The sequence below is a fragment of the Thalassotalea montiporae genome (assembly GCF_053485855.1).
The window spans coordinates 916512-934625 of sequence record NZ_JBQRUO010000002.1 but is presented as its reverse complement, the minus strand read 5'-3'; the positions used below and the strand labels follow the sequence as shown (position 1 = coordinate 934625).

The window sequence follows — 18114 nt, the reverse complement described above, 5'->3', positions numbered from 1 at the left end:
GTGCACCTTAGCTATTTAATAACTGAGCTGTGCTTGATCTCTTGTTGGTCTAAGCTGGGTGACACTTGCTACGGCTAATCGCTTTTTTGCTTATTGTTTAAGCTCGGCATTTCACCTAAGAGCCACTAGGTTTTTCTAGGTGCTTTTCTAGATGCAATGTCCCGCTAGATAAGGTAAGCAATTGTTGTTCAAATAGTTTAAGCTGATCAATGGGGATAGCCAATACAAACTTAATATTTTCTAGGTATTGCTCTTCTAGGACCTGAGTATTGGTTGATTTGATTAAATGCTGAATATCGCTAACTTGTTGGTAACTGACACTTAACACGCGTGTTTCGGTTAGCACCTTATGATGTGTTGGCAGCACAGGCAGCGCTTCTTTAACAGCACCGCCGTAAGCGCGCTGTAAGCCACCTGTACCCAACTTTACACCACCAAAATAGCGAACGACAATCGCAGCAACTTCACCTACGCCACTGCCTTGCAGCATCGCCAGCATAGGTCGACCAGCGGTGCCACTAGGTTCACCATCATCTGAAAAACCATAGGTTTGACTGTCTTGCGGTGCACCGCTGACAAAGGCATAGCAATGATGATTAGCATTGGGGTGCGCTTGTTGCAGCTCGGTCAGTCTGGCTTTCATTACGTGGTAACTAGTGCAGGGAAACAAGTAACATAGAAAGCGACTGCGATTGACGACGGTCTCAACGAGTACCTCGTCAGTCGCAATTAAATAACCCGGCGCACTGGTGTACTCTTTATCCTTCACTTCCTTGGCGTTTACTTCCTGCGCTTTTATTTCCTTAGACGAGCGACCTAGCTCAGCCAAGGTTTAAGTCTCGAGTCATATTCTCGTTATGTGATTGATGAACAATAATGTTGTCTTCAATGCGAATACCGCCAAATGGTTTGAATTTTTCCACTTGCGCCCAGTTAATTACGTTGCTGTGCTCACTTGCTTTGAGATCAGCCAACAAAGAGTCAATAAAGTATAAACCCGGCTCAATGGTAAAGACTTGCTCAGCCTCAACAGCACGTGATGTTCTTAAGAATGGGTGCTGTGCAGGTGTATCAATATGAGTACCGCGCTCATCCGCCATAAAGCCGCCAACATCGTGTACTTGCAAGCCTAGGTGATGACCTAAGCCATGTGGGAAGAAAGTTGAGACTATACCCTGTTCAGCTGCAACTTCTGCACTGCAATGAATCAAGTTAAATTCTGCCAGCACGCGGCCAATATCAAGGTAAGTTTCGCAGTGTAATTCGACATAACTCTTACCGGGTTTCAGACCATCAACCGCGTTAAGCATTAACTTGTCCATACGCGCAATAAGCGCTGCAAATTCATTTTGCTCATAGGCATAGGTACGCGTAATATCTGACGCATAGCCGTGATAGTTAGCGCCAGCATCAATCAAGAAGGAACGGTGCTGCTCAGGTTTATTACGCTCTAACGCTGTGTAATGGAGTATCGCCGCATTTTCATTAAGCGCAACAATATTGCCATATGGCGTTTCGCTATCAGTATGTGATGTTGCTTGCAGGTAAGCACGTTGAATTTCAAATTCAGATTCTCCCGCCATAAAGGCCGCTTTTGCTGCTAAGTGGCCTGCCACTGCGCGTTCATTTGATAAACGCATCAATGCCTGTTCGTATGGGGTCTTGTACGCACGATGGAAATGCAGGTAACTTAATGCACCATCTGGGTTAATTTGCTCAAAGCCCAAGGCTTTAGCGACCTCAATATGTTCACCGATATAAGCATAGTTTGCTTTATCGTAAGGGAGCAGCGCATCAACTTCAGCGGCATTGGTGATCACTTTAATGTCAAAAAACGGTGTCCAAAAATCATCTGTTAATGTTTCAACCTTGTGCCAAAAATCCACTGGTTGATAATAAATTAACACTGGCTTGTCATGACCGTTAATCAGTAACCAGCTATTGGTGACATTGGTTAATGGCAACCAATGTTTAAAGTGTGGATTTACCTTAAAAGGATACGAATTATCGTCTAAGAATACTTTTAATTCTTTACCTGAATGGATCACTAATCCTTCAAGATTTTCACGATTAAGCACATTACGTGCGCGTGCTTGAAGTTCATTAATATGGGCAGGATAAACATTGGCAAAGTTAGTCATAGAGGCTCTCTTGTGACGATTAATTACTCACAGCACCAGCTTTGCGTGATAATCATTAAGCAGAGCTGGGCACTAGTTGAAAATTTGGCTTATTTTAACCACGAATAGGCTGTAAACGCAGTAAAATAGTGCGAATTAGGTAAAAAACATCGCTTTACTATCAAAGCTATTACGTCGCATTTGGCAACGTTTGATGACGCTTTACGATATTTTTCAGCCAAAGGCTTGGGTTATTGACTCAATGACGTAGTGCCTATCTTCATACCAAGCACAGTCGTAAATGGCGATTCCCCTTCACTGTTGAGCTTATGCTGATAAATTTGTTTATAAGCAAGCACACTTTTTACGTATTCACGCGTTTCTTTAAAAGGAATAGTCTCTATCCAAATATCAGCAGGCAGTGTTTCGCCCTTTTCTAACCATTGCTTTACGCGATAAGGACCAGCATTGTATGACGCAGTCGCTAACACTAAATTACCTTCGTACCTATCGAGTAAGCGTTTTAGATACTTAGTCCCTAGCTTGATATTATTTTTAGCATTGACGAGATAACGGTTAGAAACCGCTTTTTTCTCCAGCTGTTTTGCTGTTGCTGGCATAATTTGCATCAGTCCACGCGCGCCAGCAGAAGAATGAGCGTCACGCATAAACGAGCTTTCACGGCGTGCAATGGCAAATGCCCAGCTGGGGTCAATACTATGCTTGTCGGCATAGCTGGCGATATCGTCTTTATAAGCCATTGGGAAACGCAGCTCGACATCGTCTAAATAACCTTGTGATGCCAAGGTAAAAATCGGCCTATCAAACCACCCTTGCTCAAAAGCAAACGAAGCCGCCGCCAGTTTTTCACTTTTTGATAAGGTGGCTAACCAGTAATTCCATTCTTTTCTCGCTTGGCTATAGCGTTCAAGGTGGAACAATTCAAAAGCGCGTTTAGCCGCTGGGTTTTGAATAATGTTATCAATCACTTTGGCATCAACCAGCAGTGGGTTATGTTGTAAGTTAATGTTTTGACTTAACCATTTGGCAGCCATAAAGCCGTAGTAATGACGCTTTTTCGCCAAATCTAACATCAACTCACGTGCCGCTTGGTCACGCCCTACTTCGGCCATACTGCGCGCATACCAATATTGCCACTGTGGTTTTTCTTGTAGGCGATCTGGTAATGCCAATAAGGTTTTTTGAATATCCGGCCAGTTTTGCTGCTTTAGTGCGGTTGCTAACTTCCATTGCACTAAGTTGCTATCGAGCTTGTCTGGTTTGACTTTGGTAAGCCAAGTATCCGCCTGCGCATGGTGTTTAGTTGCCAAAGCAAGTGCAAAGCGCTTAGTGAGATAGTCTTGTTGCTGCTCGGTAAAAGTAAACTTTTGCTGTGCCAACTGGTAGGTTTTTAACGCGCGCTCTGGATCACGCCAAATTAAACGCTTAAGGCCATAGGCCATAATTTGCGTTTCTTTTTCATTGAAGGTTTTAAAACGCGATAGCTTACTGATATAGCTAGGATCACGCCTTACCCGATGAAACAGTTTACCTAAGTACTGCTCTTCCTTTGGCAACAGCCCAGTTAAATAAGGAATTAAAGTATGCTTGCCACCATCTGCTGCAAGGCTCAATCGTTGCCAAACTAGATCTGGCGTAAGGTAGCCAGCTTTCTTCCACTGTTTAAAAATTGGATCACAGGCCTTATCTTGCGACTTACCTACTAGCCACCATTGTTTTACTTGCGGCAACACCACCTTTTCCGGCATGCCCCCCGCCAACTGATAGCTCAACTGTGTACAGCTTAACTTAGCGTCGTTATTCGGTTTAAAAAACTTAAGAAAAAGCGCCTTGCGCTCTCGCTTAGCCAAATAGTTCAGCCATTTTTTACGCAATGGCCAATCTAGCGGTGTGCCCCGATACTCTGTTAAAAACTCTTCAATTTCCTTCGCATCGCTCAGGCGAATTTTGTCCATCAAGCGCTTTTGATCGAGATACGGCTGAAGCGGATAATAATGTAATTGCTGATATAGGTTTTGATATTCAGGGGAATCTGGTTTCCACACATGTTTTTCAGCTTTTAAAAAGGTCGACCGCTGGTCAACTGAAGCCATTGTAGCTGGCGAACCAAGCAAGCCTGAGATTACTGCTCCTGCTACAAAACAGAATGAAATAAGACGCTTATTGGGAAACATAAAACATGCGATAAAAAAGGGGCATAATTGAATTATTCACGCATCGCTAAGCAATGCAAGCGCTGAATCTCTGTTTTATCTGCATAATTTAGAAGTCTTACCAGATAATCAATAAATAGCCTGTTTATCGTTACATTTAGTGGTTAGCAGTAACAGTGTGTAAATTTTATACGGCTAAACTTTTATCTGATGAATGAATCAGGTAGGATCGCCGCCCTATTTATTTTCGCACAATTTAGATAACGTTAAGGTTTACGAATGAGCACTCAACAAACAGAAACTGATCACTTTCTTGATGCTATAGGCTTACGTTGCCCAGAGCCGGTGATGATGGTGCGTAAACATATTCGTAATATGGCCAGCGGCGAAACGCTATTTATCAAAGCAGACGATGCTTCAACAACACGCGATATTCCGAGCTTTTGTCGCTTTATGGAGCATGAGTTAGTTACTCAAGCGAGTAACGATGGAATTTATACCTACATTATTAAAAAAGCTTAGCTTTAGTTCACCTGACTGCTATAGCTAAGATATTGAATATAAAGAAAAAGGAGGCATCAGCCTCCTTTTTTAATTGCTAGTATTGAGAGTAATAGTTACTGCAATACCGAAATATCAGCAACTGCTAAGAAACTGTTACGGATATTATTTAGTAGTGTCAAACGGTTAGTTTTCACCGCTTCATCATCCGCCATCACCATGACATGCTCGAAGAAGTTATCAATTTCTTCTTTAATAGTGGCTAATGACGTTAACACACTTTGATAGTCTTTATTTGCCATTGCTGGTGCAACCTGCTCTGCAACTTTAGCAAAGGCGCTCGCTAATTGTTGCTCTGCTGCTTCTGATAATAACGAAGTATTAACGTCAGCCAGTAGCTCACCGTCAAACTTAGCCAAGATATTACCAACACGCTTATTAGCTGCGGCTAGAGTTTCAGATTCTGCTAACGTTTTAAAATGTGCTACGGCACTGACACGTTGTTGGAAATCTAACGGCGATGTTGGCTTGTTTACTAGCACTGATTGAATAACATCAACACTAATGCCTTGCTCTTCAAAGTAAGCTTTAAAGCGCCCCATGACAAATTCAATGACATCAACGGCAACATTTTCATTAGTCAGCTTGTCGCCAAACAATGTTTGGCTATGAGCAATTAATGAAGCGATATCTAGGTTTAATTCTTTTTCAATAATAATACGAATTAAACCAATGGCCGCGCGGCGAAGTGCAAATGGGTCTTTATCACCTTTTGGCGCTTGACCAATACCAAAGATACCAACTAATGAATCTACTTTATCGGCAATCGCCACAGCACAACCAATGTTTGCTTCGGGTAAGCTGTCACCGGCAAAGCGCGGACGGTATTGATCTTCTAATGCTTGCGCAATCGCTTCTGACTCGCCATCATGCTGAGCATAATATTTACCCATGGTCCCTTGAACTTGTGGGAACTCTAACACCATCTCACTCATCAAGTCGGTTTTACTTAGTAAACCAGCTCGGTGTGCATCGGTTTTGCTTTCACCAATTTGTTCGGCAATAAAGCCACTTAATGCTGCAATGCGCTCAGACTTGTCTTTTAACGTGCCTAACTGTTTTTGGAATAATACAGATTCAAGACTCGTTAAGCGCGACTCTAAGCTTTGCTTTTTGTCAGTTTTAAAGAAGAACTCTGCATCCGCTAAACGTGGACGAATCACTTTTTCGTTACCGAAAATAACTTGCTGTGGATCTTTACTGTCGATATTAGCGACAAAGATAAACTGGTTTTTTAATTGACCATCTTTATCTTTCACTGGGAAGTATTTCTGGTGATCTTGCATCGAGTAAATTAATGGCTCTGCCGGCACTGACAAGAATTCCTCGTCAAAACTGCCCACTAAGGTTACTGGCCATTCATTAATACTTGTTACTTCTTCAAGTAAACCGGCATCAACAATTGCATCACCATTAATATCTGTAGCCGCTTTTGCTACTTGCTCAACGATAAGTGCCTTACGCTTGTCGTAATCAGCAATAACAAACGCAGACTCAAGCACAGCTTCATAATTGTCAGCGTGATCTAAGGTAATCAGACCGTCGTTTTCTTGGTAGTGGAAACGATGACCTTGCAATTGGTTTGCTGATGCAACACCAAGTGCTTCGCCTGCAATTAACTCGCCACCAAACATCATAGTTAACGTGTGCACTGGACGAATAAACTGAATGCGCTCACTACCCCAACGCATTGGTTTAGGGATAGGCAGTTTACCTAATGCAGTAACCACCATTTCAGGAATTAACTCAGCAACGGTTTTACCCGATTGGCTCGCCTTGTGTAACAACCACTCGCCTTTATCTGTGGTTAAGCGTTCTGCTTGGTCTACGGTAATGCCGTTTGAGCGCGCCCAACCTTCTGCAGCTTTCGTTGGCTTACCGTCAGCATCAAACGCAACGTTAGTGGCAGGACCACGCTTTTCAACCACTTTGTCAGCTTGCTTCGCAGCAAGAGCTTTCACTTGAACTGCTAAACGACGCGGCGATGCAAACCACTTACTACTTTCAAACGCTATGTCCGCTTGCTCAAGTTGCGTAATAATTTGCTGGTGGAAGGTGCTCGCTAATGTGCTTAGTGCTTTTGGTGGTAATTCTTCGGTACCTAATTCGATAAGCAATGTTTCTGTCGTCATTATGCTTTCCCCTCAACTACTTTGTTTTTTGCGTTGGTACTTTCTTCTGCACGTGCACACAGTGGGAAGCCTAATGCTTCACGAGCATTGTAATAAGCTTCCGCACACGCTTTCGCTAAGGTTCTAACACGTAAGATATAACGTTGACGTTCAGTAACAGAAATCGCATGACGGGCATCAAGTAAGTTAAATGCGTGAGATGCTTTCATTACTTGCTCGTAAGCTGGTAAAGGTAAGCCCTTTTCAATTAGGTCTTGTGACACTTTTTCACACTGATCAAATTGGTGGAATAAGTCATTCACATCAGCGTGCTCGAAGTTATAAGCTGATTGTTCAACTTCGTTTTGATGGAAAACGTCGCCGTACATTACTTTACCCATAGGACCGTCAGTCCACACTAGGTCGTAGATACTGTCCACGTTTTGGATGTACATGGCTAAACGCTCTAAGCCGTAAGTAATTTCACCCGTCACTGGCGCACACTCTAAGCCACCTACTTGTTGGAAGTAAGTAAACTGGGTGATCTCCATACCGTTTAACCAAACTTCCCAACCAAGGCCCCATGCACCTAATGTTGGCGACTCCCAGTTATCTTCAACAAAACGAATGTCGTGAACAAGTGGGTCTATACCTAACTCTTTTAATGAGTTTAAGTATAACTCTTGGATGTTTTTTGGATTTGGCTTCAACATCACTTGGAATTGGTAGTAATGTTGCAGACGGTTCGGGTTTTCACCATAACGACCATCAGTTGGACGACGACACGGCTGTACGTAAGCACTGCTCATTGGCTCAGGACCAATAGCGCGTAAGAATGTCATTGGGTGGAAAGTTCCCGCGCCTACTTCTAAATCTAACGGCTGAATGATTACACAGCCTTGGCGAGACCAGTAATCTTGCAATTGCAAGATTAGCCCCTGAAAGGTTTTAATATCAAAGCTACTCATGTCGTTCCAAATGCGAGCCAAATGCTCTTTTTGCTAGTCGCTGTAAAGGGTTTTAACGGTGAAAAACCTAAAAGTGCCCTGACAGCTTAAATGAATAAAAAAATAGTCGCCTAGTATACCCAATGGCGTTTATTTCGCCTAGAGCTAGCGCCCAAGAAACACAAGGTTTTCACATATTCCTACAGCGGTTAGCAAAGATAAATTTTGGCAAGGTGAAACGGCACTGTTGGATGAAAAATTTGAATGGTTGGTTTAACTGACTTTTGCCATTTGATAAGAGATAAAAATTCTTACTCTCAAAACAAAAAGCCCCACTACAAGGTGGGGCTCTGTTTTAAATGCTAAATAAGATTATTTAATAGCTCAGTGCTTCCTAGCAGCTTAGTGTTTTTGATTAGCTCGAACTGTTTCGATATCCAAGTAAGTCACCTTCTCTTTAACCAAACCATTTTCGAAAATAATGATATCAGCGGCAGGGATAGAATAAGGCTTGTCTGATGGCTTAAATACGTGAGGGCCAACTTGCGGCACTAGATTAGCCTCAATATGCATGTCATATTCAAATACGCCATAGTTATCGCCTATGATGACTTTTTTAGGGGTAGAAGCGTAATTAGGCATTGAAGTAAATATTGCCGTTAACAATTCGCGCAGTTCCGCTTTACCTTTTGCAGGCTTAACACCAGCAACCATAATACGAAATACAGTATCTTCGGTGTGAAGCGCAACTGCAGCTTCAACATCTTGCTCTGCCCAAGTTTTACCATATGCTTTCAGTAAAGCTGGAATATCTTGCTTTACCGTTTCCTTTTGAGGCTCTTCCGCTAACGCCCATTTAGGTAAGACAAGTGCGGCTAGCATTAACGTGATGGCATATAAGCGACGGTTAGTTTTTTGTTTTGACACTGTGATTTCCCTTAGTAACAGATTGTAATGTCTGTAACTAGGCTAGCATGGGTGTTTATAACGAACAATGCTAATAACCGCATACTACTATTAGTTAGCATTATATTGACCATATGGACAACTAATTTAGCTATATTGCCTATTCTTGTCTTTTATATCTCTCTATCAACCATATGAATTGAAAAAGAAAAAGGCCACTTAACTTAAGTGGCCTTTGCTAATCTAGTTGTGTGTAATTATGTATTAGGAGTTAAACAACTACACATCCAAGTTAGATACTTTTAATGCATTGTCTTCGATAAAGTTACGGCGCGGTTCAACATGATCACCCATTAAAGTATTAAACAGTTGGTCTGCGGCGATTGCATCTTCAATGGTTACTTTTAACATTCGACGTGTTTCTGGGTCCATGGTTGTTTCCCAAAGTTGATCTGGGTTCATCTCACCTAGACCTTTGTAACGTTGAATGTATTGACCGCGTTTAGACTCAGCCATTAGCCAGTTAAGCGCTTCTTCAAACGATGTGACTGGTTTAACTTTTTCACCACGCTTAACAAATGCTCCCTCTTCCATTAAGCCATTAATCGCGCTGTTAAGCTTCATAATCGCTTCAAACTCTTTCGAGTGAATGAAGTCATAGCTACAGCTATATTGCTTGTCTATGCCGTGCTGGCGAACATTAAATACAGGGTGGTAAATATTGCGCTCAGCATCGTGCTTCACATCAACAGAGTAAATTGAACCATTGCCCTCTTGATTTTCAAGCTGCTCAATTAAGTTTGCTACCCAAGCTTCAACTTTAGTTTGATCAGCAAAATCATCAACACCAACTTCATTGCTGTATACCATCTTCTCAAGAATATCTTGTGGAATTTGGCGTGAAATGCGTGAAATAGTATCCATGGTCGCGCGGTATTGATTAACTAACTGTTCTAACGCAATTTCAGAAATTGCAGGAGCAGATTCATTAACATGAATTTCAGCATTTTCAAGCGCGAGTGTAGTTAGGTATTCAGTTAGCGCTTCATCATCTTTGATATAACGCTCTTGCTTACCTTTCTTTACTTTATAAAGTGGAGGTTGAGCAATGTATACATGACCACGCTCCATAATTTCTGGCATTTGACGGTAGAAGAAAGTCAGCAATAAGGTGCGAATGTGTGAACCATCCACATCCGCATCGGTCATGATAATGATGCTGTGGTAACGTAGTTTTTCAGGGTCGTATTCATCACGACCAATACCAGTACCCAATGCCGTGATTAATGTGCCAACCTCAGCAGATGAAATCATCTTATCAAAACGTGCTTTTTCAACGTTTAGAATCTTACCTTTCAATGGCAGAATGGCTTGGTTCTTACGGTTACGACCTTGCTTAGCTGAACCACCCGCAGAGTCACCCTCCACTATGTATAGTTCAGAAAGTGCTGGGTCTTTTTCCTGACAGTCAGCCAATTTACCCGGTAAACCAGCAATATCTAATGCACCTTTACGACGTGTCATTTCACGTGCTTTACGCGCTGCTTCACGGGCACGAGCGGCATCAATAATTTTCATAATGATGGTTTTAGCCGTACCTGGGTTTTCTAATAAGTAGTCACCTAGCTTCTCACCCATGGCTTGTTCAACTGCCGTTTTTACTTCAGATGACACTAGCTTATCTTTAGTTTGTGAAGAGAATTTAGGGTCAGGTACTTTCACTGAAATAACCGCGGTTAAACCTTCACGTGCATCATCACCTGAGGTATTCGTTTCCCCTTTCTTAGTTTTGTTTAAGCCTTCTTTCACCATGTAGCTGTTAAGCGTACGAGTCAGTGCAGCTCTAAAACCACTTAAGTGGGTACCACCATCACGTTGCGGAATGTTATTGGTAAAACAGAAAATATTTTCTTGGAAACCATCGTTCCACTGCATTGCTACTTCAACAGTAATGCCATCTTCACGGTCTAAATCAAAGTAGAAAATCTCTTCATTGACCGGTGTTTTGTTGGTATTTAGGTAATCAACAAAGGCTTGAATACCGCCTTCATAGTGGAAGTGTTCGCTCTTATCTTCTTCGCGTTCATCGATTAATTTGATAGATACGCCAGAGTTTAGGAACGAAAGTTCGCGAATACGCTTAAGTAAGATATCGTAATGAAATTCAATATCAGAGAAGATATCAGCACTTGGCCAGAAACGAACTTCTGTACCTGTTGACTCTGTTTCACCTACTTCGGCAAGTGGTGCTTGCGGCTCGCCTAAGTGATATTCTTGCTCATGCACTTTACCTGCACGGCGAATGGTTAGCATTAGCTTATCACTTAAGGCGTTTACTACAGAAACACCTACACCATGAAGACCACCAGAAACTTTGTAGCCAGAGTCTTCACCACCAAATTTACCACCAGCGTGAAGTACCGTCATGATAACTTCTGCTGCTGAAACGCCTTCTTCAGGGTGAATATCGGTTGGAATACCACGACCATCATCCCTAACAGACACTGAGCCATCTAAATGAATGGTAACGATAATGTCGTTACAGTGCCCTGCTAACGCTTCATCAATAGAGTTATCTAAAACCTCAAATACCATGTGGTGTAAACCTGTACCATCATCAGTGTCACCGATGTACATCCCAGGTCTTTTACGAACAGCATCAAGTCCTTTTAAGACTTTAATACTGTCCGAACCATAATCGTTTTCTACTGTCATAGCGTTTAGCCTATTTCTTCTATTCTTGAAATTTTGCCATGTTCCACGTGAAACATAGTGTAGTTTTCTTGTTGCTTAAGTTTGTCTTGTTCAAGCTTGTCTAGCAAGGGTTGAATTGCTGCAATATCAATCGCAGATATCGCAACCTGACAGTTCAATAATTTAAGCGCCTGATAAAATCGACTTCGCGATTCGGTATCTAATTCAGCACCTATATCATCTATAAGCAAAATTGCTTTTACTTGCTTTACTTGCTCTATTAATTTCATTTGAGCAAAAGTTAACGCAACTAAAAACAACTTTTGTTGCCCTCGTGACAACTTAAGTTCTATCGGCTTTCCTGAGACTAAAAATTTGATATCAAATTTATGAGCGCCTGCTGCGGTGAAGCCTTGTTTAAACTCCTTCTCTTTAAAATTTACTAATGTATCAACTAATTCCTTATTCGCCGACCACCCTCGAAAATAACTTAGCGTAATTTCAGACGATAGTTCAGGCATCAATATATCAAGCCAGATTGTTAACTCGTTAGCGAGTTGCTCACAGTACACTTGCCTCAGTTCTGCTAAAACAATAGAAGCTTTTATAAATTCGTTAGTCCAGTACGCAAAATGCTGATTGTCCAAACGATTTTTAATACAAGCATTACGATGTTTTAATATCTTTGCGAACAACTTCCACGAAGAACTGAACTTATGTTCCACGTGAAACAATCCTAAATCTAAGAATTTTCTCCGCTCTTTTGCTCCGCCAAAAAACAATTTAAAACTTTCTGGTGTTACTATTTGCACAGCAAACTGATCAGCCAACTCAGAAAGCTTATTAATGCGATTGCCTTGCTTTTTTATTAGAAAGCTAACATTGTCTTTATGCTTACTTAAGCCGAAACTAAGCTGCTCTTCATCTTTTACATTGATGAAAAATTCTTCTTCATCAAAATGACAAACAGTATCAGATTTAGTCGTTCTGAAAGACTTGCCGTGCCCTACAAAAAAAATAGCTTCTAAAAAGCTACTTTTTCCGGAGCCATTATCACCAAGAATAAAATTTAATTGGCGATTTAGTTGTATACGCTGTTCTGCTAAGTTACGAAAATTGTTTACGTAGACTGACTCTATACTCATTACAAACGCATTGGCATAACAACGTAGAGTGCTTCGCCTGATTCTCGCCCTTCAATAACAACACTACTATTAGCATCAGCTAAGGTAAATTTTACCTCTTGTTCTTTAATGGCATTCAGTACATCAAGTACATAACTAACATTAAAACCAATTTCTAAATCTTCATATGGGAAGCTAATTTCGATGACTTCTTCTGCCTGCTCTTGCTCAGGATTATTTGCTGTAATCTTTAATTCATTAGCAGCAAAATTCAAACGCACCCCTTTAAACTTTTCATTCGATAGAATAGATGCACGAGACAACACTTGGCGTAAAAGATCTTTATTCGTTTCAAGTACTTTATCGCCATTTCTTGGAAGAACACGACGATAGTCAGGGAAACGACCATCCACTAACTTACTGGTAAAAGAGTATTCATTATCAATGATGCGCACATGGTTTGAGCCAAGGAAAACCTGAATCTCTTCATCCACTGGATCTAACAAACGGATAATTTCTAAAATACCCTTGCGAGGGACAATAACTTGTCGTGCCGGTAAAGCTAGGGACTCATTGGCAATTTTACAGATAGCTAAGCGGTGACCATCTGTCGCAACTGAACGTATTTCACTTCCTTCCGTTTCAATAGACATACCGTTCAGATAGTACCTAACATCTTGATTTGCCATGGAAAAATGCGTACTTTCGATCAAGCGCAACAGTTCAGATTTCATAATTCTGAACTCTACATCACCTTTCCATTCTTCAATATTAGGAAAGTCAGTTGCAGGTAAAGTTGATAACGAGTAACGACTTCGACCCGTACTGATAATAACCGTATCACCTTGTGCCTCGAACGTTAAACGAGAATCTTCTGGTAAGCTTTTACAAATATCGAGTAATTTTTTTGCAGGTACCGTGAGTTTACCGCTATCCCCTTCATTTTCAATCTGGGTACCAGCGACCATTTCTAATTCTAAATCAGTGGCGGTTAGCGTTAATGACTGATCACTAATCTCAAAAAGGATATTACTTAAGATAGGTAAGGTACTTTTGCGCTCAACCGCACCCGATACCAATAACAAAGGTTTAAGTAATGATTCCCTATTAAGTGAAAACTTCATGCTATATACCTGTTTTATTTTATTCCGTTAGGAAGACAGTGTTCTTATTAAGTTTGAATAATCTTCTTTAATGTCGTGCGTTTCCTCGCGCAAGTCTTTCACCTTGCGGCAAGCATGTAATACTGTTGTATGGTCGCGGCCACCAAAAGCATCACCAATCTCAGGTAAACTGTGATTCGTCAATTCTTTAGATAATGCCATTGCTATTTGTCGAGGTCTAGCCACTGACCGACTACGTCGTTTTGACAGCAAATCAGCCACTTTAATTTTGTAATATTCAGCAACTGTTTTTTGAATATTGTCAATTGTGACCAGCTTGTCTTGCAAGGCCAATAAATCCCGCAGTGCTTCTCGAACAAAATCAATCGTAATCGGTCGTCCAGTGAAGTTAGCATTAGCAATTACACGGTTCAACGCACCCTCTAATTCTCTCACATTTGAGCGCAAACGTTTAGCAATAAAAAACGCAACTTCATCCGCTAGATTGATTTGGCTTTCTTGCGCTTTGCGCTTCAAAATTGCGACGCGAGTTTCTAACTCTGGCGGTTCGATCGCCAGTGTTAAGCCCCAACCAAAACGAGACTTTAAACGATCCTCTACCCCTTCAATCTCTTTTGGGTAACGATCACTGGTTAAAATGATCTGTTGATTACCTTCTAACAAGGCGTTAAAGGTGTGGAAAAACTCTTCCTGCGTTCGCTCTTTATTGGCGAAAAACTGGATATCATCGATCAATAGCGCATCGACCGATCGATAGTATTGTTTAAACTTTTCTATCGCATTATTTTGCAGCGCTTTGACCATATCTTGGACAAAGCGTTCTGAGTGCATGTAGGCAATTTTAGCTTTAGGATCATTGAGTAAAATGCCATTTCCCACTGCGTGCAATAAGTGAGTTTTACCTAGGCCTGTGCCACCATAAATAAACAATGGGTTATAAGCTGAGCCAGGGTTATCAGCAACTTGTGATGCGGCTGCACGTGCGAGTTGGTTTGATTTACCCTCAACAAAGTTTTCAAACGTGTACTTATTTCGAACGTTCGTCGTTTTAGGTAAGTTGGTTTCAGGCTCTTTTGCTGGCGTTTCGGCTAGGTTGCTACCCGTAGTGTGATCGACTGAGCTAACCTGTGTATTAACAGGTGTTTGTTGAACTGGCTTAGCACCAACATCAAAACGCAACAGCGGTGGATTACTGGTTTCGGCCAAAGACACGATCGTAGTGATCCGCTCAACGTACTTATCGCGCACCCAATCAAGTACAAAGCGATTTGGCGCATACAAGGTCATAATATTGTCTTCGACGACACACTGCAGTGGGCGGATCCACATGCTGAATTGTTGAGCGGGTAATTCTTCCTGCAATACTGAAAGGCAACGCTGCCAAAGCGAATGATCCAACGGAGGCTCCTGGAAATACTTCCTTCTACGATCTTGCGTGTTTAAGACGATCTTATCTGCGCTTGAGAGGGATAGGAAAAGTAAAATTATTATACGAATTGATCAATTATCCCTACAGTTATCCACAGATGCAACTGGAAAACCGTTAAAAATAACTATGAAAAAACAATGGCAAAATAAACCACTGTTAAATATACAATATTTTTTTCATTAGAATAATTTAATTGATCTTTAATTGAGCTAATAATATTTTTTCATTAGCCGAAAACCAACGAATTTAACACTAAATTCTGATTGGCATGTGATTAAATTGTGGATAGTTGCAAGATCTAAACGATCCTCTGATTGATCGCTATTTATTAAATCTGACTAATATATTGACAATTGTTCGTACACTATTTAAAATTCGGCCTCTTTTTTAGACCTGTGTGCTCACAACGGCTGTTTTGCCAGGGCAACAACAACCGAACGGAAAAGCGTAATGAAAAGAACATTTCAACCTTCTGTATTAAAGCGTAAGCGCAACCACGGCTTCCGTGCACGTATGGCTACTAAAAACGGTCGTGCCGTTTTAGCACGTCGTCGTGCAAAAGGTCGTGCTAAGTTAAGCGCTTAATTTCGTAAGAGACTACATCTTGCGAAATATAGGTAACCGCAGTACTTCAGTGACATAATTTCAATGAACGATATGGTTACTTATGAATTTAGCCGGGAGTCAAGAATATTGACTCCCGGACAATTCCAACAAGTCTTCTCAAAATCTTCTCGTTTTGGCTCTAGCCATTTCACTATCCTAATTACTAAGAACAAGTTAGACAAACCTCGTCTAGGTTTTGCTGTCGCGAAAAAACGCGTCAAATTAGCGGTTCAACGTAATCGCATTAAACGCCTTACACGCGAAAGCTTTCGATTAGCTCAACACGATTTACCCAATATCGATATTGTCGTTATGGTGAAATCTGGTATTGATAATCTCGATAACGCCACCATTAATAAACAATTGGTAAAGACATGGCGAAAAATCATTCAGCGCCACAAGCCTTAGCCATAGGCCTAATAAAACTCTACCAAAAGTTTATCAGCCCTTTATTGGGCAATAATTGTCGCTTTCAGCCAACCTGCTCTAGTTATGCCATTGAAGCAATTAATCGCTTTGGGGCAGTAAAAGGGAGTTGGTTAGCGCTTAAACGTATACTAAAATGCCACCCACTCAATGCGGGTGGAGAAGATCCCGTACCACCAACCAACAAAGAGAAATAACATATTATGGAATCCCTACGCAGTATGCTTTTTATTGGCTTATTGGTAGTCACCTATATGCTCTATCAGCAGTGGCAGCTTGACTATGCCCCTGCCCCAGTGCAACAACCGACTGCTAGCCAAACAAGCGAAGATACGCCTGCTTCCGATGACTTTGTTCCGGCTTCATCTGAAAACATTAAAGAGATTGCCGCACCAACAGCTGCCAATAGCCGTTTAATTGAAATCACCACTGATGTACTAAAGGTGAAAATCAATACGCAAGGCGGTGACATTGTTGAAGCAACGTTACTTGCTTATGAAACTGAGCAAGGTAGTGGTGTTCCATTTACCATCATGCAAAATGGTCAAATGAAGTACATTGCGCAAAGTGGCTTAACGGGTGCTAACGGTATCGACCGCACAGTACCAGGCCGCCCTATTTACCAAGTTGCGCAGTCAAACTTCACTATGGTTGACGGTCAGCCGCTAAGTGTTGCGTTAAACTATGTTAGCGACACAGGCTTAGCCGTTACTAAAACTTATACGTTTACGCCTAATAGCTACAAAGTAAATGTTGATTACCAAATTCAAAACAACATGGCTGCTCCAGCAAGCGTACAAATGTATGGTCAACTGAAGCAGTCTAGCTATGTCGATAGTTCATCAGGCTTAATCCCAACTTACCGTGGTGCAGCCTACTCAACTACCGAAGAGCGTTATGAGAAGTACGACTTTGAAGACATTGCCGATGCCAACCTAAACAAAACTACGCAAGGTGGCTGGGTTGCGATGCTTCAGCATTACTTCGTGTCTGCTTGGGTACCAGCACAAGATGCCGCTAATCAGCTTTACACAAGCTACAGCAGCGCAGGTGATGCGGTAATTGGCTTTAAAGCGCCTACGCTAAACATTGATGCCAATACCACAGCAACCACAGGTGCGGTTTTCTACGTTGGTCCAAAAGACCAAGACGCACTAGAGCAAATCGCCGATGGTTTAGACTTAACCGTTGATTACGGTTTCTTATTTATGATCAGCCAACCACTATTCTGGTTACTACTGCAAATTCAAGCATTAGTGAGCAACTGGGGTATCGCGATCATTATCATCACGATTATTGTAAAAGGTGCTATGTACCCGCTAACGAAAGCGCAATACACCTCAATGGCAAAAATGCGTGAGTTGCAACCGAAAATGGCGCAATTAAAAGAGCGCTTCGGTGATGACCGTCAGAAGATGTCACAAGCGATGATGGAGCTATACCGAAAAGAAAAAGTAAACCCAGCCGGTGGTTGTTTACCAATTCTAATTCAAATGCCGATTTTCCTAGCACTATACTGGGTATTTTTAGAAAGTGTTGAGCTTCGTCACGCAGAATTTGGCTTATGGTTGACTGACTTATCATCAAAAGACCCATACTTTGTATTACCAGTACTGATGGGTGTCAGTATGTTCATCATGCAGAAGATGACACCAATGACCGTACAAGATCCAATGCAGCAAAAAATGATGCAATACATGCCGCTGATCTTTACGATTTTCTTCTTCTGGTTCCCATCTGGCCTAGTACTTTACTGGTTCATCAGTAACGTGATTTCAATCATTCAGATGAAGATTATTTTCGCGGGGCTAGACAAGCAAAAGGCGCAAGCGAAAGCATAAGCCTAATCGCGAGAACAAAAATATACTCAGTTCACGTAACTAGAACTGAGT

Annotated in this window: 15 protein-coding genes; 5 read left to right on the top strand and 10 right to left on the bottom strand. The window is 41.5% G+C overall.

Features of this window, described 5'->3' with window-relative positions:
- Nucleotides 1-115 precede the first annotated feature (115 nt).
- From ACSLUR_RS10555 to ACSLUR_RS10545, 3 genes are all read right to left on the bottom strand, one after another.
- The gene (locus ACSLUR_RS10555; protein WP_448554303.1) at nucleotides 116-829 is read right to left on the bottom strand and encodes a YigZ family protein; all 714 of its coding nucleotides are present in this window, start codon (nucleotides 827-829) and stop codon (nucleotides 116-118) included.
- Nucleotides 822-2141: a Xaa-Pro dipeptidase gene (gene pepQ / locus ACSLUR_RS10550; protein WP_448554301.1), complete on the bottom strand. Its 1320-nt coding sequence runs from the start codon at nucleotides 2139-2141 to the stop codon at nucleotides 822-824. The genes ACSLUR_RS10555 and pepQ overlap by 8 nt, the downstream gene beginning before the upstream one ends.
- A 230-nt stretch (nucleotides 2142-2371) precedes the next feature.
- Nucleotides 2372-4186 carry a transglycosylase SLT domain-containing protein gene (locus ACSLUR_RS10545; RefSeq protein ID WP_448554298.1) on the bottom strand — a complete coding sequence of 605 codons (1815 nt, stop codon included), beginning with the start codon at nucleotides 4184-4186 and terminating at the stop codon, nucleotides 2372-2374.
- 387 nt (nucleotides 4187-4573) lie between these two features.
- On the opposite strand from ACSLUR_RS10545, the gene tusA reads away from it, so the two are divergent.
- Complete coding sequence (tusA, locus tag ACSLUR_RS10540; protein ID WP_448554296.1) at nucleotides 4574-4816, top strand: sulfurtransferase TusA; 243 nt, start codon at nucleotides 4574-4576, stop codon at nucleotides 4814-4816.
- A 95-nt stretch (nucleotides 4817-4911) separates the two neighbouring features.
- Here the strand turns inward: tusA and glyS are convergent, their stop codons facing one another.
- The 7 genes from glyS to dnaA all read right to left on the bottom strand — a co-directional run bounded on the left by glyS (nucleotide 4912) and on the right by dnaA (nucleotide 15159).
- Nucleotides 4912-6987: a glycine--tRNA ligase subunit beta gene (gene glyS, locus ACSLUR_RS10535; RefSeq protein ID WP_448554294.1), complete on the bottom strand. Its 2076-nt coding sequence runs from the start codon at nucleotides 6985-6987 to the stop codon at nucleotides 4912-4914.
- The gene (gene glyQ / locus ACSLUR_RS10530; protein WP_448554292.1) at nucleotides 6987-7934 is read right to left on the bottom strand and encodes a glycine--tRNA ligase subunit alpha; all 948 of its coding nucleotides are present in this window, start codon (nucleotides 7932-7934) and stop codon (nucleotides 6987-6989) included. The genes glyS and glyQ overlap by 1 nt, the downstream gene beginning before the upstream one ends.
- Before the next feature lie 381 nt (nucleotides 7935-8315).
- On the bottom strand, nucleotides 8316-8840 hold the full coding sequence (locus ACSLUR_RS10525; RefSeq protein WP_448554290.1) for a nuclear transport factor 2 family protein: 525 nt from the start codon (nucleotides 8838-8840) through the stop codon (nucleotides 8316-8318).
- A gap of 258 nt (nucleotides 8841-9098) precedes the next feature.
- Nucleotides 9099-11534 carry a DNA topoisomerase (ATP-hydrolyzing) subunit B gene (gene gyrB / locus ACSLUR_RS10520; protein WP_448554288.1) on the bottom strand — a complete coding sequence of 812 codons (2436 nt, stop codon included), beginning with the start codon at nucleotides 11532-11534 and terminating at the stop codon, nucleotides 9099-9101.
- Nucleotides 11535-11539: 5 nt separating this feature from the next.
- Nucleotides 11540-12658 (bottom strand): DNA replication/repair protein RecF, encoded by a 1119-nt coding sequence (recF, locus tag ACSLUR_RS10515; protein WP_448554286.1) that lies wholly within the window; start codon nucleotides 12656-12658, stop codon nucleotides 11540-11542.
- The gene (gene dnaN, locus ACSLUR_RS10510; protein WP_448554284.1) at nucleotides 12658-13761 is read right to left on the bottom strand and encodes a DNA polymerase III subunit beta; all 1104 of its coding nucleotides are present in this window, start codon (nucleotides 13759-13761) and stop codon (nucleotides 12658-12660) included. Before dnaN ends, recF begins: the two co-directional genes overlap by 1 nt.
- A 27-nt stretch (nucleotides 13762-13788) precedes the next feature.
- Complete coding sequence (gene dnaA, locus ACSLUR_RS10505; RefSeq protein WP_448554281.1) at nucleotides 13789-15159, bottom strand: chromosomal replication initiator protein DnaA; 1371 nt, start codon at nucleotides 15157-15159, stop codon at nucleotides 13789-13791.
- A gap of 481 nt (nucleotides 15160-15640) precedes the next feature.
- Between dnaA and rpmH the strand changes: the two genes are divergently transcribed.
- The 4 genes from rpmH (at nucleotide 15641) to yidC (ending at nucleotide 18063) form a co-directional block, all read left to right on the top strand.
- Entirely contained in the window at nucleotides 15641-15775 is a 135-nt protein-coding gene (rpmH, locus tag ACSLUR_RS10500) for a 50S ribosomal protein L34 (protein WP_116002236.1), read from the top strand.
- Between the two features lie 72 nt (nucleotides 15776-15847).
- A complete protein-coding gene (gene rnpA / locus ACSLUR_RS10495; RefSeq protein WP_116002528.1) occupies nucleotides 15848-16204 on the top strand; it encodes a ribonuclease P protein component in 357 nt (118 codons plus the stop codon).
- Complete coding sequence (gene yidD / locus ACSLUR_RS10490; protein WP_116002235.1) at nucleotides 16171-16419, top strand: membrane protein insertion efficiency factor YidD; 249 nt, start codon at nucleotides 16171-16173, stop codon at nucleotides 16417-16419. The genes rnpA and yidD overlap by 34 nt, the downstream gene beginning before the upstream one ends.
- Before the next feature lie 6 nt (nucleotides 16420-16425).
- Nucleotides 16426-18063 carry a membrane protein insertase YidC gene (gene yidC / locus ACSLUR_RS10485; RefSeq protein ID WP_448554278.1) on the top strand — a complete coding sequence of 546 codons (1638 nt, stop codon included), beginning with the start codon at nucleotides 16426-16428 and terminating at the stop codon, nucleotides 18061-18063.
- Nucleotides 18064-18114 lie beyond the last annotated feature (51 nt).

What these genes read in the sequence shown, in the direction of transcription:
- pepQ (WP_448554301.1), bottom strand. Translation starts at nt 2,141, where the DNA reads ATGACTAACTTTGCCAATGTTTATCCTGCCCATATTAATGAACTTCAA.
- tusA (WP_448554296.1), top strand. Translation starts at nt 4,574, where the DNA reads ATGAGCACTCAACAAACAGAAACTGATCACTTTCTTGATGCTATAGGC.
- glyS (WP_448554294.1), bottom strand. Translation starts at nt 6,987, where the DNA reads ATGACGACAGAAACATTGCTTATCGAATTAGGTACCGAAGAATTACCA.
- glyQ (WP_448554292.1), bottom strand. Translation starts at nt 7,934, where the DNA reads ATGAGTAGCTTTGATATTAAAACCTTTCAGGGGCTAATCTTGCAATTG.
- gyrB (WP_448554288.1), bottom strand. Translation starts at nt 11,534, where the DNA reads ATGACAGTAGAAAACGATTATGGTTCGGACAGTATTAAAGTCTTAAAA.
- recF (WP_448554286.1), bottom strand. Translation starts at nt 12,658, where the DNA reads ATGAGTATAGAGTCAGTCTACGTAAACAATTTTCGTAACTTAGCAGAA.
- dnaN (WP_448554284.1), bottom strand. Translation starts at nt 13,761, where the DNA reads ATGAAGTTTTCACTTAATAGGGAATCATTACTTAAACCTTTGTTATTG.
- rpmH (WP_116002236.1), top strand. Translation starts at nt 15,641, where the DNA reads ATGAAAAGAACATTTCAACCTTCTGTATTAAAGCGTAAGCGCAACCAC.
- rnpA (WP_116002528.1), top strand. Translation starts at nt 15,848, where the DNA reads ATGGTTACTTATGAATTTAGCCGGGAGTCAAGAATATTGACTCCCGGA.
- yidD (WP_116002235.1), top strand. Translation starts at nt 16,171, where the DNA reads ATGGCGAAAAATCATTCAGCGCCACAAGCCTTAGCCATAGGCCTAATA.
- yidC (WP_448554278.1), top strand. Translation starts at nt 16,426, where the DNA reads ATGGAATCCCTACGCAGTATGCTTTTTATTGGCTTATTGGTAGTCACC.